General features: G+C 51.7%; 19 protein-coding genes, 1 tRNA gene and 1 pseudogene. 10 read left to right on the plus strand and 11 right to left on the minus strand.

Translation table 11 applies throughout. The annotated features are described in order from the left end of the window. Window position 1 precedes the first annotated feature (1 nt). Together AB6B37_RS10795 and AB6B37_RS10800 are read right to left on the minus strand one after the other, a co-directional pair. Window positions 2-769, minus strand: a complete 768-nt coding sequence (locus tag AB6B37_RS10795) for a TerB family tellurite resistance protein (protein WP_371395801.1) — start codon at window positions 767-769, stop codon at window positions 2-4. Window positions 770-884: 115 nt separating this feature from the next. Then, window positions 885-971, minus strand: a tRNA-Leu gene (locus tag AB6B37_RS10800). Between the two features lie 136 nt (window positions 972-1107). On the opposite strand from AB6B37_RS10800, the gene xth reads away from it, so the two are divergent. Both xth and AB6B37_RS10810 read left to right on the plus strand, forming a co-directional pair. Beyond that, a complete protein-coding gene (gene xth, locus AB6B37_RS10805) occupies window positions 1108-1920 on the plus strand; it encodes an exodeoxyribonuclease III (RefSeq protein ID WP_371395802.1) in 813 nt (270 codons plus the stop codon). A gap of 5 nt (window positions 1921-1925) precedes the next feature. Beyond that, window positions 1926-2735 carry a DUF2145 domain-containing protein gene (locus AB6B37_RS10810; RefSeq protein WP_371395804.1) on the plus strand — a complete coding sequence of 270 codons (810 nt, stop codon included), beginning with the start codon at window positions 1926-1928 and terminating at the stop codon, window positions 2733-2735. On the opposite strand, the gene AB6B37_RS10815 is transcribed toward AB6B37_RS10810, so the two are convergent. The 5 genes from AB6B37_RS10815 to AB6B37_RS10835 all read right to left on the minus strand — a co-directional run bounded on the left by AB6B37_RS10815 (window position 2691) and on the right by AB6B37_RS10835 (window position 11730). Then, entirely contained in the window at window positions 2691-3899 is a 1209-nt protein-coding gene (locus tag AB6B37_RS10815; RefSeq protein WP_371395805.1) for a glycosyltransferase family 87 protein, read from the minus strand. The genes AB6B37_RS10810 and AB6B37_RS10815 overlap by 45 nt on opposite strands. A 65-nt stretch (window positions 3900-3964) precedes the next feature. Then, window positions 3965-7174, minus strand: coding sequence for a valine--tRNA ligase (locus AB6B37_RS10820; RefSeq protein ID WP_371395806.1), 3210 nt, complete (start codon window positions 7172-7174; stop codon window positions 3965-3967). 159 nt (window positions 7175-7333) lie between these two features. Then, a complete protein-coding gene (locus tag AB6B37_RS10825; RefSeq protein WP_371395807.1) occupies window positions 7334-9154 on the minus strand; it encodes a DUF2497 domain-containing protein in 1821 nt (606 codons plus the stop codon). 151 nt (window positions 9155-9305) lie between these two features. After that, entirely contained in the window at window positions 9306-11066 is a 1761-nt protein-coding gene (locus tag AB6B37_RS10830; protein WP_371395808.1) for a TolC family outer membrane protein, read from the minus strand. Between the two features lie 10 nt (window positions 11067-11076). Then, window positions 11077-11730 (minus strand): protein-L-isoaspartate O-methyltransferase, encoded by a 654-nt coding sequence (locus AB6B37_RS10835; protein WP_371395809.1) that lies wholly within the window; start codon window positions 11728-11730, stop codon window positions 11077-11079. A gap of 260 nt (window positions 11731-11990) precedes the next feature. On the opposite strand from AB6B37_RS10835, the gene AB6B37_RS10840 reads away from it, so the two are divergent. Genes AB6B37_RS10840 through moaC form a run of 6 tightly spaced genes read left to right on the plus strand, consistent with a single transcriptional unit; the run spans window position 11991 to window position 15131 of the window. Then, a complete protein-coding gene (locus AB6B37_RS10840) occupies window positions 11991-12524 on the plus strand; it encodes a DsrE family protein (RefSeq protein WP_371395810.1) in 534 nt (177 codons plus the stop codon). Window positions 12525-12584: 60 nt separating this feature from the next. Then, entirely contained in the window at window positions 12585-13358 is a 774-nt protein-coding gene (locus AB6B37_RS10845) for a sulfite exporter TauE/SafE family protein (protein ID WP_371395811.1), read from the plus strand. A 47-nt stretch (window positions 13359-13405) separates the two neighbouring features. Then, window positions 13406-13651 (plus strand): MoaD/ThiS family protein, encoded by a 246-nt coding sequence (locus AB6B37_RS10850; RefSeq protein ID WP_371395812.1) that lies wholly within the window; start codon window positions 13406-13408, stop codon window positions 13649-13651. A gap of 3 nt (window positions 13652-13654) precedes the next feature. After that, a complete protein-coding gene (locus AB6B37_RS10855; RefSeq protein ID WP_371395813.1) occupies window positions 13655-14119 on the plus strand; it encodes a molybdenum cofactor biosynthesis protein MoaE in 465 nt (154 codons plus the stop codon). Then, window positions 14119-14655: a molybdenum cofactor biosynthesis protein B gene (gene moaB / locus AB6B37_RS10860; protein WP_371395814.1), complete on the plus strand. Its 537-nt coding sequence runs from the start codon at window positions 14119-14121 to the stop codon at window positions 14653-14655. The genes AB6B37_RS10855 and moaB overlap by 1 nt, the downstream gene beginning before the upstream one ends. Further along, entirely contained in the window at window positions 14652-15131 is a 480-nt protein-coding gene (gene moaC, locus AB6B37_RS10865) for a cyclic pyranopterin monophosphate synthase MoaC (protein ID WP_371395815.1), read from the plus strand. The genes moaB and moaC overlap by 4 nt, the downstream gene beginning before the upstream one ends. 388 nt (window positions 15132-15519) lie before the next feature. Here moaC and AB6B37_RS10870 read toward each other — a convergent pair whose 3' ends face one another. Next, a complete protein-coding gene (locus AB6B37_RS10870) occupies window positions 15520-15834 on the minus strand; it encodes a transcriptional regulator (protein WP_371395816.1) in 315 nt (104 codons plus the stop codon). A gap of 35 nt (window positions 15835-15869) precedes the next feature. After that, a pseudogene (locus tag AB6B37_RS10875) lies at window positions 15870-16082 on the minus strand (type II toxin-antitoxin system RelE/ParE family toxin); the annotation flags it as partial. A gap of 246 nt (window positions 16083-16328) precedes the next feature. Between AB6B37_RS10875 and AB6B37_RS10880 the strand changes: the two are divergent. Together AB6B37_RS10880 and AB6B37_RS10885 are read left to right on the plus strand one after the other, a co-directional pair. Beyond that, window positions 16329-16730, plus strand: a complete 402-nt coding sequence (locus AB6B37_RS10880) for a DUF2946 family protein (protein ID WP_371395817.1) — start codon at window positions 16329-16331, stop codon at window positions 16728-16730. Between the two features lie 73 nt (window positions 16731-16803). Then, window positions 16804-18900 (plus strand): TonB-dependent receptor domain-containing protein, encoded by a 2097-nt coding sequence (locus AB6B37_RS10885; protein ID WP_371395818.1) that lies wholly within the window; start codon window positions 16804-16806, stop codon window positions 18898-18900. A gap of 46 nt (window positions 18901-18946) precedes the next feature. Here the strand turns inward: AB6B37_RS10885 and AB6B37_RS10890 are convergent, their stop codons facing one another. Beyond that, window positions 18947-19132, minus strand: coding sequence for a hypothetical protein (locus AB6B37_RS10890; RefSeq protein ID WP_371395819.1), 186 nt, complete (start codon window positions 19130-19132; stop codon window positions 18947-18949). A 150-nt stretch (window positions 19133-19282) separates the two neighbouring features. Further along, a complete protein-coding gene (gene cydB, locus AB6B37_RS10895; protein ID WP_371395820.1) occupies window positions 19283-20284 on the minus strand; it encodes a cytochrome d ubiquinol oxidase subunit II in 1002 nt (333 codons plus the stop codon). Window positions 20285-20287 lie beyond the last annotated feature (3 nt).

Below are 20287 nucleotides of genomic sequence, written 5' to 3' on the forward strand. Positions count from 1 at the left end.
CCTAACTTTTCGGTAATCCCACCAATTTGTCGCGGTTTTGCGCGCTACGTTCTGCCTTTATTTGGGCATAAGCCATATTCACCATCGCCATTTTGTGTGTCGCAAGCCGGGTCAATTCACGTGGCAGCCCCCGCGCGACAAGGCGGTCCGGATGGTTAGCGGCGGCCATACGGCGATATGCGCGCTTCAAATCCACATCCGATATATCCTCATCCACGCCCAATATTAGGTAAGGATCATCTGATGCCCGCCCGATATGGGCAATGCGAATGCGTTTAAATTCACGTTCTGAAAAGCCGAAAATATCGCTAACCGTTTGGATAAAGCTCATTTCATCATCGGTCACAACACCGTCGGCCAGCGCGATATGAAACAACCCGTCTAGCACATCCTCCAGCACAGCGGGGCTGGCGCGAAACTTGCGCGCGATAATACGGGCGTAACGTTCAAATCCCAATGTGGTCTGGCGTGCCAAATCAAAAAAGCGCGCAATGCCAGCATCATTTTCAGGCGTGGATTGGAACACTTGCTTAAACGCTGCAATCTCGTCCGCACTGACAACACCGTCAGCCTTGGCAAGCTTTGCGCCGAGCGCCACCAAGGCCGCCGCAACGCGCGCATCACGTATCGTGCCCGCAATCCCGTCCGTATCATTGATTGACGGCGGACCAAACAGACGCGCAGCCGCGGCGAATATGCTCTGCCATAGAGACGTCTGCGGTAAAGCTATAGGTCGCTTTCGCGGGGATATGGGCGAGTCGTCAGTCACACACACCCTCTGCCCGAGCGACGCGCGTTTTTCAATCATTGGATGGTCAATAATCCAACACAGTTAATGACATTGTAGTTAGAAATTGGAGGGTCAGCGTGTTTGCAACAAACGATGGTGCGGGCAGCCGGAATCGAACCGGCACTCCCATACGGGAACAAGATTTTAAGTCTTGCGTGTCTACCAATTCCACCATGCCCGCAACCTCGGTCATCATGTGGTGACGGGCGCAACATAGATGCACGCGCGCAAAATGAAAGCCTCTTTTTTCGCTTATTTGCACCAAATTCTATGCCTTGCCCGTTGACAGCGCAGGCGCCAAGCCCGACCACACTGTTATGAAAATTGCGACATGGAATGTGAACTCTATCAAGGCGCGACTTGATAATATAACCGATTGGCTGAAATCCGCTGATCCTGATATCGCCTGCCTGCAAGAGATTAAAACCGTTAATGACGGCTTTCCTTACATGGAGATTGAGGCGCTGGGGTATAACGTCGCTGTGCACGGTCAAAAAAGCTATAATGGCGTGGCTATTCTGTCGAAGCTCCCTTTTGACGAAGTCATAAAAGATCTGCCGGGAGAAGACCTGTTGGACGACGGTGCCGACGACCAAGCCCGGTATATTGAGGCGGTGGTGAGCGGCGCGCGCGGGCCCGTCCGTGTGGCCAGCATTTATCTGCCCAATGGCAACCCGGTTGGTGATGCACCCGATTATTCGGATAAATACCAATATAAACTGCGTTGGATGGACCGCCTGCGCGCGCGCGCGCAAAGCCTGCTACCCTATGAAGAACCGTTGATACTGGCGGGGGATTATAACGTCATTCCCTATGCCCGCGATGTGCATGACCCCGTTGGATGGCAAGGCGACGCGGCGTTTCGCCCAGAAACCCATGCCAAATTTCGTGCGCTTTTAAACATCGGCCTGACCGAAGCCTTTGAGCAAATGGACGGGCGAGAGCATCAATATACATTTTGGGATTATCAACGCGGCGCATGGCAAAATAATCAGGGTATTCGCATTGATCACTTACTGCTATCCCCGCAGGCCGCTGACCGCATCACTGATTTTCAGATAGATAAATTCGTTCGTGACGGCACGAAACCGTCTGATCATGTGCCCGTTATCGGCACCTTTGATTTGTAATTGACGTGGGCCTAACGACCAAGCTGTTAATTGGTGTGGCGCTCGCGCTACTGATTGCGGTCTTTGGCTTTGGCTGGCATTTAAAAGGCATCTACCAAGGTTATGTGGCGTCCACGGCCAAAGGCGACGCGCTTTATTCCTCAGAGGTGCTGGCAGATTTTGGGCAGCAAATCACGGATGAGTTGGTCAGCAAAAATGTCGATGTCGCCATCATTTCGCGCGCAGGACAGCCGCGCAAGAACTTACCCAAAGGTGTCGCCTATACGCATAGTGCGTTTTTTGTTCGTAATGATATTGGCGGTTATGCCGTGTGGAACCTGTATCACGGGGAAGACAACCGCCTGAAATCCCGGTTAGAGACGGATACGCCAGCTGATTTCTTGCGGCTTTTGCGTGAGCCTGATGCTGGGCTTATCATCCCAACAAAAGACACCCAAGCCGAGATACGGGCCTTTATCGGGTCTGATGATTACACCGCTATGCATACGGTTGACTACTCTCTGATCAGCAATCCGCTCGATTTGCGCTATCAGAACTGCAATGAATTTATGCTCTATGCGTTGGGTGGAATGATTTGGAAAACAACCGACAAAGCCGAAGTTTTATCAATGCTAAAGCACGCCATAGAACCAACAGAGCTTGATGTATCGCTAGTGCGGCGGCATTTCGGGCCCCTAATTGATGAACGTCTTATTTTAGATGACCACGGCAAAACAGTGCAGACAACAACGTCCGCTGACCTCGCGGAGTTGTTAAATAATACGGGACAATTAGCCGAGAGCTACCGCCTCACCTTTAAGCGCGCGCAAGATTAGGCCGCTTACAAATATCATGCAAATAAGTCCAAAGGGAATATGCATGGGGCTGAGCGCGATATTAAAATAAGGCGCGAGCAAAAGGACAATCCAAAGAAATGGATGGGACAGCCACGCTGCGCCGCTCTGCTTTTGGTTCATCACATGGCCTGCTAACAGCATTACGCCGACAGTGTATAGCGGCATGTCGTAAACGGCGATATAGGGGCTAAATAATCCTGTTAAAACACAGAGTAAGGCGAGCTTTAACCGTGCATTGCGACCCTGAAGATAGCCCCATAAAAGCGCGATGATACAGAACACCATCACCGCCCCTTGCGCGACCCATGCGGCGCTATCAGACCCGCCGATATTGATGATAAATTTGTACGCGCTGGGCACCATATGATCGAAACCACCAAAATCCTCGGACAGGATTTGCTTTTGATAGGGCATCGTCTTGCCGATGAAGTCGACCCAAAGGCCCGCGCCAAAGGCATTGGCAGAGGCGCTGATTAAGGCCAGTGTCGTTGCAACAGCCGTCATGATGGCGCGCCAATTTCCTGTGATTAACAACACAATCGCCAGCAGCACGCCGAGTTGCGGCTTCACCGTCAAAAGTCCAAAAATCACCCCTGCGAGCAACGGATATTTGTCTTTTAGCTGATAGCCCCCAATAAAAAGTGCCGCCGCATAAAGCCCCGTTTGGCCAGACATGAGACAGATGAGCGTGGCGGGCGCAAAGGCGAGTATCGCGCGGTCAGCATTGCGTTTAAACAGGCTGCGCGCAGCGGCAAAATAGGCCGCGACACCGCCAAGACTCCAGACGATGAGGGCAGGAATATAGCCCAGCAGGCCAAATGGCGCGAGCAGGAATAAAACATGGGGCGGATAGGAAAAGGCATAAATCGTTGAAAATTCGCCAAAATATCGCGCAATGAATGCGTCATAAGCCGCGTGGTCATATAATGTGCCCGCATTGCCCGACCAAACCGCCGCGCCGCCTGACCAGAAATTGACAAAGTCCCGCCCGACACGGTCATCACCATTGGGATCCATGAGGCCATCGACATTGAAAAAATAGGCCCCCACCGCAAGGACAATAATAATCAGATATAACACAGCCGTCACGCGAAACAGGCTTTGCCTATCAAGATATGGGGACTGGTGCTGCGAACTATCCATGGCTGCGGTCTAGCAGCGAAGCTTTAAGGAAGGCTTTCCGATTTAAGGCTTGGGTTGAACCTTTGTTAGCCCAATGCGGCCAAGGCTTCTGTCAGTTTCGCGATTTCCTCGGCATATCCTGCGCGGCGTTCCTTTTGCAGGTTCACGACCTTCTCCGGCGCTTTGTCAGTAAAGGCAGGATTTGAGAGCTTCTTATCAATCTTCTCAATCTCCAACTCGGCTTTGCCAATTTCCTTGGACAGACGGTCACGCTCGGCAGAGAGATCAATCAAGCCGTCAAGCGGGATAGCGTAAGTCACGCCGTCCACAACCGTTTGCAGCGCGCCTTGCGGGGCGTCCGAGGCCAAGGCCACGCTTTCCACCCGCGCCATCGGCGAAAGCTGCGGCGCATATGTATCAAGACGCGGGTCGAGCGCGTCAGATAACATCAAAAGCGCCGCCTTTTTGCTCGGCGGGATATTCATATCGGCGCGCACAGAACGGATATTCGTGATGAGCGTCTTAAGCCATTCGACCTCTGTCACAGATACCGGGTCAGTTAATTCATCGCTTAGCTCTGGCCATTCAGAGACGATCAAATGAGCAGGACGCGTAGCTGTTTTGCCCCATAGCTCTTCAGTGATGAACGGCATGAACGGGTGGAGCAGTTTTAGGATTTGGTCGAGCACCCAAGCAAAAGTCGCGCGTGTCTCGGCCTTGGCTTGCGCGTCATCGCCTGACAATAACGGCTTGGTTAGTTCCAAATACCAGCTACAGAATGTGTCCCATGTAAATTTATAAATCGCGTCGGCGGCATCATTAAAACGGTAGGCATCAATACAACGTGTGACCTCTCCCGCCGCTTTCACGGTTTCCGAAATAATCCATTTATTGATAGGCAGTTGCGCGGTGGCGGGATCAAAATCAACGGGCTGACAATCGTTCATCTGGCCGAAATTGGCCGCTGACCACAGCTTTGTTCCGAAGTTCCGGTAACCCGCGATACGGTCCACCGATAGCCTGATATTGCGCCCCTGCCCCGCTTGGGACGCGAGCGTGAAGCGCAGCGCATCAGCCCCGTACGCTTCAAATCCGTCAGGATATTGCTTGCGGGTACGCTTGGCGATTTGCGGGGCTTTGTCAGGGTTCTTGAGGCCGCGCGTGCGTTTTGCGACCAAATCATCAGCGCTGACGCCGTCAATAAGGTCCAGCGGGTCGAGCGTATTGCCAATGGATTTTGACATTTTCTTACCGTCTTCATCCAGCACCAGCGCGTGGATGTAGACGTCTTTAAACGGCACTTCGTCCATAAAATGAATGCCCTGCATCATCATCCGCGCGACCCAGAAAAAGATGATATCAAAAGCCGTGACAAGCACAGATGTCGGGTAAAAGCGCGCAAGTTCATCCGTATTGTCGGGCCAACCAAGGGTCGAGAACGGCCATAGCCCAGAGGAGAACCAAGTGTCTAGGACGTCGGGATCTCTATGGTATGTGAACCTATGAGTTACGCCTAAAACAGTTTTAAATTCAGCTGTTAATCCGCCATGAGCCTTGAAGGAAACATCAGAAACCGATAGAATTTGAGTATGATTTTCGAGTATGGTCTCAAGTAATTCAGGAGCTTTGCTAGCATCCCCTGTAACGACTGGCGCTAACAATAGCTCATCAAACAATTTTTCATATTCCACATCTTTAGCTTTATCTAAATCTGTTTCTTCCGCCCCTAACCATTTGGTTCGGCCCGACGCCGCACCCAAAATCCAAGCTGGAATTTGATGCCCCCACCAGAGTTGCCGCGAGATACACCAAGGCTGGATGTCTTTCATCCAATGGTCATAGGTTTTTTTCCAATTTTCGGGGATGAAGCGAGTGGAGCCTTTGAAGTCCTTCTCTCCCGCATCGTCACCCTCGCGCTTGACGCGTGGGTCCATCCCTGCGTCTGCACTTTGGACCCTCGGGTCGGAGCTCGAGGCTGACGTGTTATTTTTATCTAGGCCCTGTGTATCAGTCCGAAGGCTTGCGCCTTCGGCATTCCGCTGCGATTGACTCGCTGGGTCAATCGCGGTCGCTCCATGCCCTCGCTCAACCGCCTCTATCGCATCGCCAGCCATTCTTTCCGCATCTACAAACCATTGATCGGTCAGCATAGGTTCAATGACCACGCCTGAACGGTCGCCGTATGGCTGCATGATTTTCTTGTCCTCGACCCGTATCAGGAGGCCCTCGGCGTCAATATCGGCGACAACGGCTTTGCGCGCTTTAAACCTATCCATGCCGACATATTTCGCGGGCATAATCTCTGATTCTATCATCTCGCCGCGTGTGCCCATCAGGCTATACATCGGAATGTCGTTGCGTTTCGCGACTTCGTAATCGTTAAAGTCATGCGCGCCCGTAATCTTCACAGCGCCAGAGCCGAAATCCATATCGGGATATTCATCCGTGATAATCGGGATTAATCTATCGGCCAATGGCAAACGCACCATTTTGCCAACAATCGGCGCATAGCGTTCATCATCGGGATGCACCGCCACCGCGCCGTCACCCAGCATGGTTTCGGGACGCGTTGTCGCGATAGAGATATAGTCGCGTTCCTCTGACAGGGTGATGTTGCCGTCTTCGTCTTTCTCGACATAGGTGTAGGTTTCACCCCCCGCGAGTGGATATTTGAAATGCCAGAAATGACCGTCTTTTTCGATATTTTCGACTTCCAAATCCGAAATCGCGGTCTGGAAATGCGGGTCCCAATTGACCAAGCGCTTGTCGCGGTAAATCAGTCCCGCTTCATACATATCCACAAAGGCCTTTGTTACAGCGTCCGCCATTTGCCCGCCGTCACGATCACCCAAGGTGAAGCGTTCGCGTGACCAATCGCACGAGCTGCCCAAGCGGCGCAATTGGTTAAAGATATTGCCGCCGCTTTCGTCTTTCCATGCCCATACATGGTTTAAGAACTGCTCGCGCGTCATATCTTTGCGGTATTGGCCTTCAGCCGCCAATTTGCGTTCCACCACCATTTGTGTCGCGATACCCGCATGATCCATGCCGGGCTGCCATAGAACGGCTTTACCTTTCATACGGTTATAACGCGTTAGGATATCCATAATGGTGTTATTGACCGCGTGACCCATGTGAAGGCTGCCCGTGACATTGGGCGGGGGGATGACGATTGAAAAATTATCGTCTTTCGTATCGCCAGGTTTTGCCGCGCGGGGCTGGAACGCGCCGCTGTCTTCCCACGCTTTATATAGGCGGGGTTCGGATTCAGAAGGGTTGAAGGCTTTGTCTAACATGGCGGGCCTTGGTGTTGGCGTGTAAATCTGTTGTCGCGTGAATAGCAAACGGAGCGCGAAATCAAACCCTTAATCGCAATGGCACGCAGAAATATACATGGCTTTGAAAACGCAAAAAGCCGGGCAAGCCCGACTTTTCATCACAAAATGATAATAGGGCTATTTGCCGGATGAAATCCGTTTGACCTCTTTCGTCACCGCGCGCTCTACGATGCCCTTTAAATTGGCGTCAAGCCATTCTTTTAGCATCGGGCGCAAAGCCTCTTGCACAAGGTCACCAATCCGGTCGCCACGCTCTTCAAAGACGGCCTTTTCTTCCACCGCATTATTAAGCTGCGCAAAGGCGCCCGCCGTTGCTGTTTCCGTGACTTCGTCTAAAATTGTATCTTTTGATACGGCGCTTGACGCTGTTCTAGCCATCGCAGATGTCTCCTCTGGTGATTCTGTATTACTATCGTGTGTGTCGGGGGTGTTGTCCAGAGCGGAGGCCTCGACCACCGGCTCTATTTCCTCCTTAACAGATGCGTCTGGCGTTGCGTCCTCTGACCCCGCATCTGTCGCCTCTGCCTCGACGTTATCATCCAAGACCGCCGCCATATCCAAATCAGTTGTCGCGTCATCGTCCGCCGCAGCACCCTCCATCAGCAAGCTTTCGATCTCCTCATGGCTGGGCAAATCTATGTCTGTCTGCGTGTCATCACTGCGCGCAGCGACCGTGGCTGTCGCGACGCCACCTGCTGCCAAGACAGCGGCGAGCATAGTGCCGTTCCCTGATGTTTTCTTTTCCGCTGTGGGTTGAGTGACCGCGTGAGCTTGGGCATCGGCCTCTGCCGCAATATCGGCGAGAGATTTATGGGCTGGTGCGGCCTCTATGTCAGAAACGGGATCAGAGGCGAGACCCGCCATCTGCGCACTTTCAAGCTCCAATGCTTCCAGCTTTTCATCCTGCAGAGCCGCTTCGTCGTCCAATGTTAGCGCCAAAATATCGTCAAAGACATCAACATCTTCATCATCTTCGGTGGCCAAATTGTCGCTGGCTTGTTCACTCTCAACGGCAACAGGCTGTGTTTCTGATTCAGGCTCAGGCTCAATATTTTCAAGGGTAAGGTCTGTCTCAGCGCCCATATCAACGCCAGTACCCGCCTCCGTGTCTAAAAAACTATCATCGGTCAAATCCGCCATAAGGGATTTAACAAGGTCCAGATCGCTATCTGATGTCGATGACACAGGAAGCGCCGCCGTTTTGCTCGGAGATATAGCTTTGGGTGCGACTGCCTCAACTACGGGCTCTTCGATATCACCAACATTGGCATCGTCAACATCACCAAATAGGCTATCAATCAAGGCGTCTGTGTCGTCATCATTGACATCATTATCACTGTCATCGGCCAATAGGTCAGCGGCTGGGTCAATCACGCGTTCGTCTGGGACGACATCATCATCTATCAACGTGTCTATCACGGTCAAATCATCAATATCGTCAATGCCAAAGTCGTCATCAAAGGCCGCAATATCGAGGTTTTCAGAGGTTGCCGTTTCGTCAGCCCGTAACGGCGCAATGTCATCGCTGGCTAAATCAAGCACAGGCGTGTCATCTGCCGTTAAATCAAGATCAACGAGGTCATCCATGACGGATGACACGTCACCACTGTTATCAAAACTTTCAGGGGATGTGGCCGTCAAATTGGCGGCGACAAGCTCTGGCGATAAAACATCTGCGGGCGTGTCCGTTAATTCTAACACGTCATCAACCGTTTCATCCGTTACGAGAGACATTAACGCATCGTCTTGCGCACTATCGTCAGGCGTTGGTTCATCAATGGCGATATCAATCGGCGTTATGTCGACTTTTGAAGGAGCACCACCATCAGCTTCGTCATCGGCGATAATCCGGCGAATGGACGCCAAAATATCTTCCATAGAGGGCTCTCCCCCTGCGTCTGTGCCGTCATTCGCGGATGGTGTAGTGTCGTCCGACATGGAAACCTCTGATTTAAACAATGCAGCTTGTCGGTCCCTTGCCGCTGTCATCGCCAAAGACGACAGGCACAGCATAAAACTAACAATATCTTAACGTAAGCCAACCCGTGTAGCTTGTCCAGTTGAGAGGGAATACAATTGTGGAGGGAATTTAGTCTTGCGACTTGTCTGCGTCGGCGCCCGTTTGGTAGCCCGTAGCACTATCGACACCTGTCTTAACAGTGCCGCCAATTGCGTTACCAACCTTGCCGGCGGTATCAATCATGCCTGTGCCCATAGATTTGATAAATTTCGGTAGCTCGTCCGAAAACTCGATATCTGTGACAGGCTTACTAACCGTGTCGACGCCGTCTTTTACTAACGTACCGACCCCGTGGCCAAAGACCCCGACATTACGCCCAACCTCGCGGCCTGCATCATCGATACGAAGGGCTTGGCCCAAGTCAATCACGTCACCCGGAATATCGGCGATTTCGTCGACGGCATCTTCCACAATCTCTGGCACATAATTGTCAATCGCACGGGTCATACCGTCGATTTTAATCGCCTCGAAATTCTCTGATGGGTCGTAAAGATCAACAGGCAATTGCAGGCTTTCCGCGTCAAAGGCTCCCATGACGGACAATAGCTGAAATGTCGTGGCATCCACAGCGCGTTGTGCGTCAACAACCGATAGCTTCGCATTAAGCACTTCTTGTTCTGCGTTTAACACATCTAACGTGTCGCGTTGCCCAAGCTGTTGCTCTAACGTAACGCCCTCAAAGGCGACATTGGCGGCATCGACTTGGCGTTGTGATGCGCTAAGCGATATTTTAGCCGCCTCAAGCTGCGCCCATATTTGCGCGATCGTCTGATCAATCGCGTCCTGTGTATCCGTGACTTCATAGCCAAGGCGTTCCACGGCCAAGCGGGCTTGGCGAACGCGTGATTTATTGGCACCACCCGAATAAAGCGGCACGGTCACCTGCAACGACAATGAAGCATTATCAGACCGCGTAAATTGCCCCAATTGTTCGCGCGCCGCCGACGCCGTACCCGCAAGAGATACGGTCGGCTTATTGGCAGATTTTGCCACAGCAATGCCGTTACGCGCTGCAATTTGATTAAATATTGCCGCGACCAGTTGAGGGTTATTCGCCCGCCCAACCTCTTGGGCTTGGGTCATGCTGCTTGGCAAAATGAAGCGTGGTGTCGTTGAAAGCAAACTCGGCGGCTTTCCGACCACACGTTCATAAGACGCGCGGGAAGCCGCCAATTGCGCTTCAGCCTGGGCGAGTCCGATATTTGCGCCTGCCAGTCGCGATTCTGCCTGTGCGATATCGGTCAAAGTGCCCTCGCCGACATCGAAACGGTCACGCGCAGCCTGTTCTTGGCGGGCCAAAACACTGACATTATTGCGACGAATACGGGCGGTTTCTTCGTCCCGTTTTACATCAACATAGGCCGTAGCCACAGATACAAACAAGTTCTGTTCCGCATTACGCAGTCCTTCGCGTGCCGCGTAAATTGCTGATTTTGCTTGCTTCTTTAACGCTTTAACACGCCCGCCCTGATAAAGCGGTTGAATGACTTGAACTGCGGCATCCGCTGGCGTGCCTGAAATGGTATCGAGTCCCCCAGGCCCGAAAAAGCTCTGCGCTGGAAAGCGTGCAACAGAGCCAGAGACAGATCCTGACAGGCTAGAACTTACACGCCCTTGAGCGCGCGCTTGGATATAATTCTCGTCAATTTCGCGAACGCGCGTGCGCTCGGCCTTCAAGCGCGGATTATTATGATAGGCCGCAATTAACGCCTCTTGAAAAGTTTCTGCGGATACATTTGTGCTTAGCGTCATGGACAGCGCAGCAATGCAGGCCGTTCCCGCCAAGACAACGCGGCGCACAAAACCCATTTTGGTTTGATATGACCGCATGACTATCACCTTAAAAAACGAAAACCTCTTTAGGCTCAAAACCAGGCAGGAGCGGAGCGGTGGCATCAAAAGCCACACGTTCACCAACAGCATCGCCAGAGCGCGTGTAGACGCTACACACGCCAACGGCTCCCTTTTGCTTGATCGTAACAAGACGTCCGCCATTGGCCAATTGGTCAAGCCATGTTGCGGGCACATCTGTGACAGCTCCGTTTACGAAAATCACATTAAAGGGGCCGTGCTCGCGAGCCCCGCTTTTTAAATCGCCTTTAACAACGGCGGCATTGGTTACGCCGATATCTGTTAACAATGTTGTCGCACGCTCAACCCGGTCTTCACTATCTTCCAAGCCCACAACAGTTTCGCACAAAGCTGCAATAACAGCGGCAGAATAACCGCGGCCACAGGCGATGTTCAGTACAACGTCGGTCGGTTCAATATCAGCGGCTTGCACCATTTTGGAAAAATCACGTGGACTAAGCAGGGTACGATCGTCACCACAGTCAATATGCACATCAGAATAGGCCAGTGCACGTTGTGTTTGAGGCACAAACATTTCGCGCGGAACGGATTTGAACGCCTTTAAGATGGCGAGGTCCGTCACGTCATTCGTGCGGATTTGGCTATCAACCATATGTTGGCGGGCTTGGGCGTAATCAGTCATGGTAAACTCTGTCTATACAGTAACGGTTACGGGCACGTTAAGGCCGCAGATGCAACCCTGCAAAACATGTCCAATCTGGGTGAGCCTATACCGCGCGGCAACCCCTTTATGCAACGGCGAAAAACTGAATAATAAACATACAGAGTTGCGACAACGCCCCATTTAATGACAAAGGCGTGACTTTATCCTAGTGAGGGTCACATAAGACTGGCAGTAATGCGTAAATAGAAGGACAGATTATGGGTTTAAGGATAATGTGTATGGCGATCGCCGCTGTGATGCTGGTCGGTAGCCCCTCCACAGCCAATGCCGCAGATGAAGCGTTTACAAAAGGCCCCGTCTTTACGACCTTTGGCCCCGCAGCAGCAGTTGACACTGATATGTCAATCCCCGCAGGCACACAGTTTGCCATTGCTTTTGACGCTGTAGACGCGGCCAGGCCCGAGGAAACGAACCGCAAACTCATCACCGCAGGGCGGTTTATGAACATGCATGTCGCGGCAGGGGTTCCGCAAGATGACATAAAACTTGCCATCGTTGTCCACGGCAAAGCGGCCTTTGATATGACTCAGGATAATTTTTACAGCCGCCAATATGACGGCAGTCAAAATGCGAGCAAATACGCCGTAAAAGCCCTGACGGGTGAAGGGGTGCGCATTATTATATGTGGTCAGACGGCGCGCTATCACGGCATTGAAAAAACTGATCTATTGCCTGGCGTGGAAATGGCGCTTTCCGCGATGACGGCGCATGCACTTTTAGCCCAAGACGGCTACACGCTTAATCCGTTTTAGCTATGTTGGTCGCCCTGCCATACTTAATTGGTTCAATGGCTTGGCGGGTAAAATAACCGCGTGCCTATTTATCTTCTGATATTATTTTTTATTGTCGCGATAGCTTATGCTGCCGTCGGGTTTGGTGGCGGGTCAACGTATAATGCCCTATTGGTGTTGCACGGGACGGATTACCGTATCCTTCCCACAATTGCGCTAGCCTGTAATATTATTGTTGTATCTGGCGGACTATGGCGATTTTGGAAAGAGGGCCTGCTAGCCCCGCACGCGCTCGCCCCTTTCCTTATTGCCTCCATCCCTGCTGCGTGGCTTGGTGGACGTTTGCCGATATCTGAGACGCTTTTCATTGGTCTACTCGGCATGGCCCTTTTCCTCAGCGGTATAAGGCTTTTGGGACAGCGTGATTACGTGGTCCAGAGCGGTGAAAAACGCTCCATTCCAACCATCGCTGCCTTGGTTACAGGCGGCGGCATAGGGCTTTTGTCTGGGCTTGTCGGTATTGGCGGCGGCATATTCCTCGCGCCTGTGCTTTACTGGCTAGCGTGGGATACCCCGCGCAAAATCGCAGCCGCGTGCAGTGTGTTTATCCTCGCCAATTCGGCCTCAGGACTGACCGGACAAGTCATGAAACTATCAGATACACAGTTGCTATCGCTTGCTTTGCCCTATTGGCCGCTCCTTATCGCCGTATTTGTCGGGGGACAAATTGGATCATGGATGGCGGCAACAAAACTAGACCCGAAAATCTTAAAACGTCTTACCGCGGTTTTAATCCTATATGTCGCGGCACGGCTTTTGTTTAATTGGGCAGGGTTAGTTGGCATTATCAGTTAAGCGCTCTAGGATGCTGGCTATCAAAACAACCAAGCGAGATGGAGTTTATGGCAATCGTCACAGTTGAATTTTTTGGACGTCTGACTGATCGCATGGGTAAATCTGTGAGCTTTGATGCGGCCGCCACTGCGACATTGGGGACTGTGCGGACGCAACTGGCCAAAAACCATGATTGTGATGACTTGCTCGACCCGTCTGTGCGAGGCGTCATTAATGACATTATGGTTGCTGATGATACACAGATTAAGCTCGGTGACAGCCTAGCGTTTTTTAGCCCCCTTTCAGGGGGATAGACGGTGAGTGTATCGGCCCAATTAACGCTAGAGGAAATACATACTGTTGATGTCGAGACGACCTTTTCCCAGCACGCCAAAGGCGCAGGTGCGGTCGTCACCTTTCGCGGTATTATGCGTCCTCAATCAAAACAGGGCGAACCGCTAGACGCTCTAATTTTAGAGTGGCACCCGCGCATGACCCAGCAATCGCTCGAGGATATTGCCAATGATGGCCTATCGCAATTTAACCTGTCGCATGTTCATATCATTCACCGTGGCGGCGTGATTAAACCGCATGACGTGATTGTCTGTGTTATGGTAGCAAGCGATCATCGCCGCGAGGCGTTTTCAGGCGCAGATTACATCATGGACCGCCTTAAGACGGATGCCGTGTTTTGGAAAAAAGAACAGGGCGCTTTTGGCACGCGTTGGATAGACCCAACAGACCGTGACCACAAAGACCGCCAAAGATGGAGCGAAAAATAATGGCCCGCATTGATGATAGCTTGACCTTTTACCCCATTAATATCGCGGTGCTGACGATATCTGACACGCGCGATAAATCCAACGATACATCGGGAGGATTACTCGCGGAACGCACGATTGCGGCAGGGCATAATCTGGCAGGGCATATCATTGTCAAAGATGATATCCCCGCTATTCAAGCCGCAGTTAAGGCGTGGGTCAAAGACCCCGATATTGACGTGATCTTGACAACGGGCGGCACAGGCTTTGCGCCGCGCGACGTGACACCAGAAGCCGTTAAGCCCTTGTTTGAGCGTGATATGGACGGGTTTTCGACCGTGTTTCATCACGTCAGCCTAAGCACTGTTGGCATATCAACCTTGCAATCACGTGCCTTTGCTGGGCAAATTGATAACACCTTTGTCTTTTGCGTGCCGGGGTCTACTGGGGCATGCCGTGATGCGTGGGATAATATTTTTGCCTTTCAATTTAACAGCCAATATCGCCCTTGCTCTCTTGTCGGGAAAATGGAGCGCTACCGGGGGTTATGCCCATGAGCGCGCTATCACATCTCGATAAGTCGGGTCGGGTGAACATGGTTGATGTCGGCGACAAAGCTGTGACCCAGCGTCGTGCGTGTGCAAGCGGCCTTATTCGCACGCAAGCGTCTACTGTGGATTTGGTGATGGACGGCAAAGCCCCGAAAGGGGCCGTTATTACCACGGCAGAAATCGCTGGTATTATGGCGGCCAAAAAAACGTCAGACCTTATCCCATTGTGTCACCCTCTGCCCCTCACCAAAGTCGCGGTGACAATAACGCCCGACACGGCTCTGCCTGGGTTCAGGGTTAGCTCAGATGCCAAAACCACAGGTCAAACAGGCATTGAAATGGAAGCCTTAACCGCTGTGTCTGTCGCGCTTTTGACGCTTTATGACATGATGAAGGCTGTCGATAAAACCATGGTTATTGACGCGGTCAAATTAGACATGAAAACTGGCGGTAAATCTGATTTTGGTGGCACGACCGACTGAAATATCAATGCCAATATCTGGCGGCCGCCCGATTAAAAAACGGCTGTTTTCCGTGACAGGGCTTTTGATGGCCGCAGTATTTCTTACCTCAGAATTAGAGGCGCTAACTAACCCCGACTTTGGGCTATATGGATAATATATTTTAGATGGTTTTGGTGTGACTTGCTTCTTATTCGGACAGTCCAAAAGGCGCGCAAAGAGCCGTCATCCGCTAAGGCTTAAGGCACCTACTATTGCTATGATTTGGCCAATTTTCCAACAAGGGTTACCTCAGAAAATATAAGGATGCCAAAGGATATAACATTGACTATTGATTGGGAAAATTACCCTAGAATACCAACTTAAAAGCTGATGGCTCCGCAAGTCGAGCCTGCGAATGCACGAATTGTCAGCTTGCTTGGGTTTGCAAAGACACACCGGCTTCCTGTTGAAGATAGCCTACAATACCGAAAAGGTTTTTAGCGATTGGATTCCCACTTGAACTCAACATTCGCATCAGACTCTTGGGTGACTTCCCGATTGCACCAGCCAACGCCTCGAAACCAGTCGTAGCATTGATATAGGCTCGTAGTAGAGATTTGCCTGCCTCAAGATCACCAGACAGCATAGCATCTAGGCTTTCCGTTAGAAGGCCATAGCGAAAATTCAAATCATTTGCGGCTCGTGCCACAACAGTTTCGCGAAAGCTCTTTGTTGTTGTCATTTTACCTACTCCTTTTGTCTGCCTCTGTATTCAGTCTAAGCCTTCATTGCGCGGTCAATATCCTTGCTCTGGCGTCGTTTTGTGCCCCCTCCTAATAAGATGATCAATGTGTCGCCATCCCGTCCTAGATATACTCTTAAACCAGGGCCCCAATGAATACAGCGCTCCCAGAGCCCTTTGCCGAGGCTTTTCAAGGTCGACGTGTTGCCAATTCCTAGACATGCTAGATAAGTTGTCACTTTCAATGCCGATTGTGTTTCGAGCGAATTTCACCAATCAACAAAACTGCCCGGTCCATGTTTATCAAGATACTCTCTTATCTCAAGCGTAATGGTAACATATTTGCTACCATTATTTTTCAATGTGAAAGCCACGCAACCCGCCCAACGAGATGCTTTCGCATGGGTGTCAGATCCATCGGTTTTGTGTGTAAAATCACCTCCGCGACAATAAATGAGATGCGTAATTTCACCAGAGTCTATAAGATGTAATTGATGGTGAATCGCGTGACAAAATCAATTGCACCCTTATGTGTCCGACTAATCGTATGTTGGCTCTTGCTGGTGCCTAGCGCATTGTCTTTTGCCGCCTCGAACAATACCGATTTGTCATCTCTGCTATGCTCCCCATCAGGGCAGCCTTTAAACCCTAGTGCTAAGGCCGCACTGAGGGACCTTTCTGAGGTGTTAGGTGAGACGGACAACGAGCCAGTCCCGCCAAATGAACACTGTGAAATGTGTACGCTGTCAACCATAGTGCTTCCATCGCCTGAGCACAGTGCTTGCGCGGCCACATTTACAAAACAGCCTCCGACTTACATCGCTTTTGAGACTGGCCTTGTTCATAAGGCGCAGGGCCCGCCATCCGGTTCGCGGGCGCCTCCCACGTCTATCTAAAGTTATATCCGCAATGCGCCTCGATGCGCAGTCACTGGGCTGTTGCCCGCTTTAGATTTGATGAGTATTAAAAATGAAACCCCAATTCCTATGCCGCCTGATAATTAGTGCGGCCACTATCGCCTGTGCCTTGCCGGCTATGGCGCAATCTTCAGACCCCGCTTTAGAAGATGTGATTATTGTCACAGGCATGCGCACAGATATCCATACCGAAATGACAATCACTCCGGATTCTGCGCCCCTGCAGGGCGGTGACATTACTTACCTGACGGCGCGAACACCCGGCGGTGCGCGTATCGGCAATGGCGAGCTTTCCGGGCAGATGCAATATCGCGGTCTATTCGGAGAGCGTTTGAACTTACGCGTTGATGGTCAAAGCTTTGCGTCGGGCGGCCCTAATTTGATGGACCCTGTCTATCACTATGCACCCGCGCCCTTGGTGTCCTCTGTCGTGATTGACCGAGGCGTTAGCCCTGTCTCTAAAGGGCCGGGCCTTGGCGGCGGCGCAGACGCCAGATTCAAGCGCGTCGGTTATACCGGCGGCGCGGCGACTTCACTCGGCTATGATGTGATGCTCGGCGCGCGCAGCGTGAATGAAAGCGTGTCGACGGGTGGCGTCATTGGCGCGGCATCTGATCAATGGCGCTTCAATTTGCTGGGCGCATATGAAGAAGGCGGTGATACGAAATTTGGCGACGGCGTGATTGGCGGCACAGCTTTTGAGCGGGTTGTTTACGGATTGTCTGCGGGTGTCAAAACAACTGCAGGTGAGTTCTCCCTCGACCTACGCCGTCAGAATACAGACCCAACAGGTAACCCACCATTCCCGATGGATATTCAATATTTCGATACTGATTTTGCGCGCGTGGGATACCAGAATGACTTCGGTAAAATTCGGTTAAATGCGAATATTAATTACAGTGACGTCGCGCATCTGATGGACAATTTTTCTTTGCGCCCTGCGCCCACACCGATGGGCCAGCGCGCAACATTTGCGGATGCCACGACAATAGGCGGCGCCGTGTCACTCGCGTTTCCGTCTTTCGGCGGCGAGATGTCTGTGGGCATAGATACTCAGGAAACAGACCATGATGTGATCATCACCAATCCCAACAATCAGGCTTTCTTTGTCACGCCATTTCCGGATATCGATATGTCCCGTTTTGGAGGGTTTGGTGAATGGAATGGCGATCTGGGCGGGTTGAATACGCAACTTGGACTGCGCATTGATCATCATGACTTTGCTTCGGGCGACGCCGCGCTAGGCACAGCGCTTCCTATAGGGCCGCGCAATTTGGCTATGGCGTTTAACGCCGCTGATACGGACGGAGGAGACACGACATTTGACGGCGTCGTGAAGCTTTGGACAGACGCAACGAACGGTCTGTCTTGGCGGGCGACACTGGTGCATAAAGAACAAATGCCGGGCTATATCCAGCGCTATGGCTGGCTGCCGATCAATGCGAGCGGCGGACTCGCTGATGGTAATATTTATGTCGGTGATCTCAGCCTCGATAAAGAGACTGCTTGGATTGCAGAGGCCGGTTTCGACTATGCCAGTGAGCGCGCCTATCTACGTCCCACTGTCTATATTCGCTCGATTAATAACTACATCCAAGGTACGCCCTTTGATGACAGTGTCGGCGTGATTAACTCTCCAGTCGAGATGATTGCGAATATGAATGGAGACCCTACACCGCTGCGCTGGGGCAATGTCGATGCGCGCTTAGTCGGCTTTGACTTGGATGCCGGGTATGATTTTGAAGGCCCGCTTCGCATTGATGGCGTCGTCAATTATGTCAGAGGCAAGCGCCGCGATATTAATGATAATCTCTACCGGATTGCGCCGCCCAATGTGATGGTTGGGCTGACCTATGAACAATCCGTCTGGTCAGCCACGATTGAAGGCCGCGCCGTTGCCGATCAAAACAAAGTCTCACAAACGAATAGCGAGCGCGCAACGGAGGGCTATTTTGTCTTTAACGCTTATGGCGATTGGCATATTCGTGATGGGGTGAACCTGTCGGCAGGCGTGGAGAACCTATTTGACGAAGTCTATGAGGACCATCTCTCTGGCTATAATCGCAATGGGTTTGGCGATGTCCCAATCGGTGAGCGCTTGCCCGGCACAGGCCGCGGGGTGTTTCTTCGCTTAAGCCTTGTCAGATAGTTTCTGAGCGTATGGCGCGGATACTGCCGCGCCAATACGGCTATGCTTAAAACTCGCCGCCGGACTGTCCTCTCCAGACGAGCCAGAGGGGTATCCATATCAATGTCAGCGTCGCCATCCCTTTGATGGATTGATAAGCGATCCAGACCCAGAAAAGTTCTTTCTTGTGATCCTTAAGATAGCTGATGGCTTTTTTTGGGCTCAGTCGTCTCATCGATACATGGGCGCTCATCTTATGTTCTCAGAACGAGCTTGATGAGCGTTCCGACGATGGTGATCGTCACAAACCCCAATCCCCATAGCCCGACAAACCACAGTAGCTCCTTTGGCCCTGTTTTCTCTATGTGCGTGTCTTTTTCTTGCAGAAACTTAAATTTGGGCATTAGTGATACCCTGCTTCCGGATCGACTTTGCCTCTGAACACCCAATAGGAATAAGCTGTGTAAGCCAAGATCATGGGCAAGAGTATGAGCGCACCGACCAGCATAAACATAAGGCTTTTGTCGGGAGCCGCCGCCTCAGCAATCGTGATCGCGCGCGGCACGATATAGGGCGTGATGCCTATGCCAAGACCGATAAAACACAGGAGGAATATTCCAATCGTTGCGAGAAATGGTAGACTGTCCCGGCGTTTGACCAATCCGAATGCCAAGACACCCGCGAGAATAAAGACGAGCGTTGGAACAGGCAGAACGAAAAGAAGCTGCGGGAATGTGAACCAACGCTCTGCGATTTCAGGCGAAAGAAATGGAGTCCAAAGACTGACAATTCCCATGAAAGCCAATGTCGCGACCGCCGTGATTTTGGAGATGCGGTAAGCCTTTTCGCGCAAGATGCCTTCCGTCTTCATCACAAGCCAAGTCGATCCGAGCAGAGCATATCCGGCCGTCAGAGCCACGCCGCACATCATTGAGAAAGGCGTCAACCAATCCCACCAGCCGCCGCCATAGGCTCGGCCGTCAACCTCAATACCTTGCACGAAAGCGCCCAGGACAATGCCTTGTGTAAAAGTGGCCAGGAGAGATCCGAAAAAGAATGACTTATCCCACGTCTTCTCGTGAGCCTTATCTCGCCAGCGATATTCAAAAGCGACACCCCGAAAGACGAGCGCCAAAATCATAATAATGAAAGGGGCGTAGAGTGCAGGGAGAACGACCGCATAAGCTAAAGGGAAGGCCGCCAGTAAGCCTCCGCCGCCCAAGACGAGCCAAGTCTCATTGCCGTCCCAAACGGGAGCGACGGAATTCATGGCAACATCGCGGCATTTATCCGTTTCCAAGAATGGGAAAACGAGACCAATGCCAAGGTCAAACCCGTCAAGAATGACATAGATAAAGATGGCAACGGCCAAAAGACCGGCCCAAATTGTTGGTAGATCAAACATTGT

It is taken from the genome of Fretibacter rubidus (genome assembly GCF_041429785.1).
Taxonomy (GTDB): domain Bacteria; phylum Pseudomonadota; class Alphaproteobacteria; order Caulobacterales; family Maricaulaceae; genus Fretibacter; species Fretibacter rubidus.

What these genes read in the sequence shown, in the direction of transcription:
- moaC (WP_371395815.1), top strand. Translation starts at nt 14,652, where the DNA reads ATGAGCGCGCTATCACATCTCGATAAGTCGGGTCGGGTGAACATGGTT.
- AB6B37_RS10815 (WP_371395805.1), bottom strand. Translation starts at nt 3,899, where the DNA reads ATGGATAGTTCGCAGCACCAGTCCCCATATCTTGATAGGCAAAGCCTG.
- AB6B37_RS10880 (WP_371395817.1), top strand. Translation starts at nt 16,329, where the DNA reads ATGGTGAATCGCGTGACAAAATCAATTGCACCCTTATGTGTCCGACTA.
- AB6B37_RS10850 (WP_371395812.1), top strand. Translation starts at nt 13,406, where the DNA reads ATGGCAATCGTCACAGTTGAATTTTTTGGACGTCTGACTGATCGCATG.
- AB6B37_RS10830 (WP_371395808.1), bottom strand. Translation starts at nt 11,066, where the DNA reads ATGCGGTCATATCAAACCAAAATGGGTTTTGTGCGCCGCGTTGTCTTG.
- cydB (WP_371395820.1), bottom strand. Translation starts at nt 20,284, where the DNA reads ATGTTTGATCTACCAACAATTTGGGCCGGTCTTTTGGCCGTTGCCATC.
- AB6B37_RS10890 (WP_371395819.1), bottom strand. Translation starts at nt 19,132, where the DNA reads ATGAGCGCCCATGTATCGATGAGACGACTGAGCCCAAAAAAAGCCATC.
- AB6B37_RS10820 (WP_371395806.1), bottom strand. Translation starts at nt 7,174, where the DNA reads ATGTTAGACAAAGCCTTCAACCCTTCTGAATCCGAACCCCGCCTATAT.
- AB6B37_RS10840 (WP_371395810.1), top strand. Translation starts at nt 11,991, where the DNA reads ATGGCGATCGCCGCTGTGATGCTGGTCGGTAGCCCCTCCACAGCCAAT.
- AB6B37_RS10825 (WP_371395807.1), bottom strand. Translation starts at nt 9,154, where the DNA reads ATGTCGGACGACACTACACCATCCGCGAATGACGGCACAGACGCAGGG.
- moaB (WP_371395814.1), top strand. Translation starts at nt 14,119, where the DNA reads ATGGCCCGCATTGATGATAGCTTGACCTTTTACCCCATTAATATCGCG.
- xth (WP_371395802.1), top strand. Translation starts at nt 1,108, where the DNA reads ATGAAAATTGCGACATGGAATGTGAACTCTATCAAGGCGCGACTTGAT.
- AB6B37_RS10835 (WP_371395809.1), bottom strand. Translation starts at nt 11,730, where the DNA reads ATGACTGATTACGCCCAAGCCCGCCAACATATGGTTGATAGCCAAATC.
- AB6B37_RS10885 (WP_371395818.1), top strand. Translation starts at nt 16,804, where the DNA reads ATGAAACCCCAATTCCTATGCCGCCTGATAATTAGTGCGGCCACTATC.
- AB6B37_RS10870 (WP_371395816.1), bottom strand. Translation starts at nt 15,834, where the DNA reads ATGACAACAACAAAGAGCTTTCGCGAAACTGTTGTGGCACGAGCCGCA.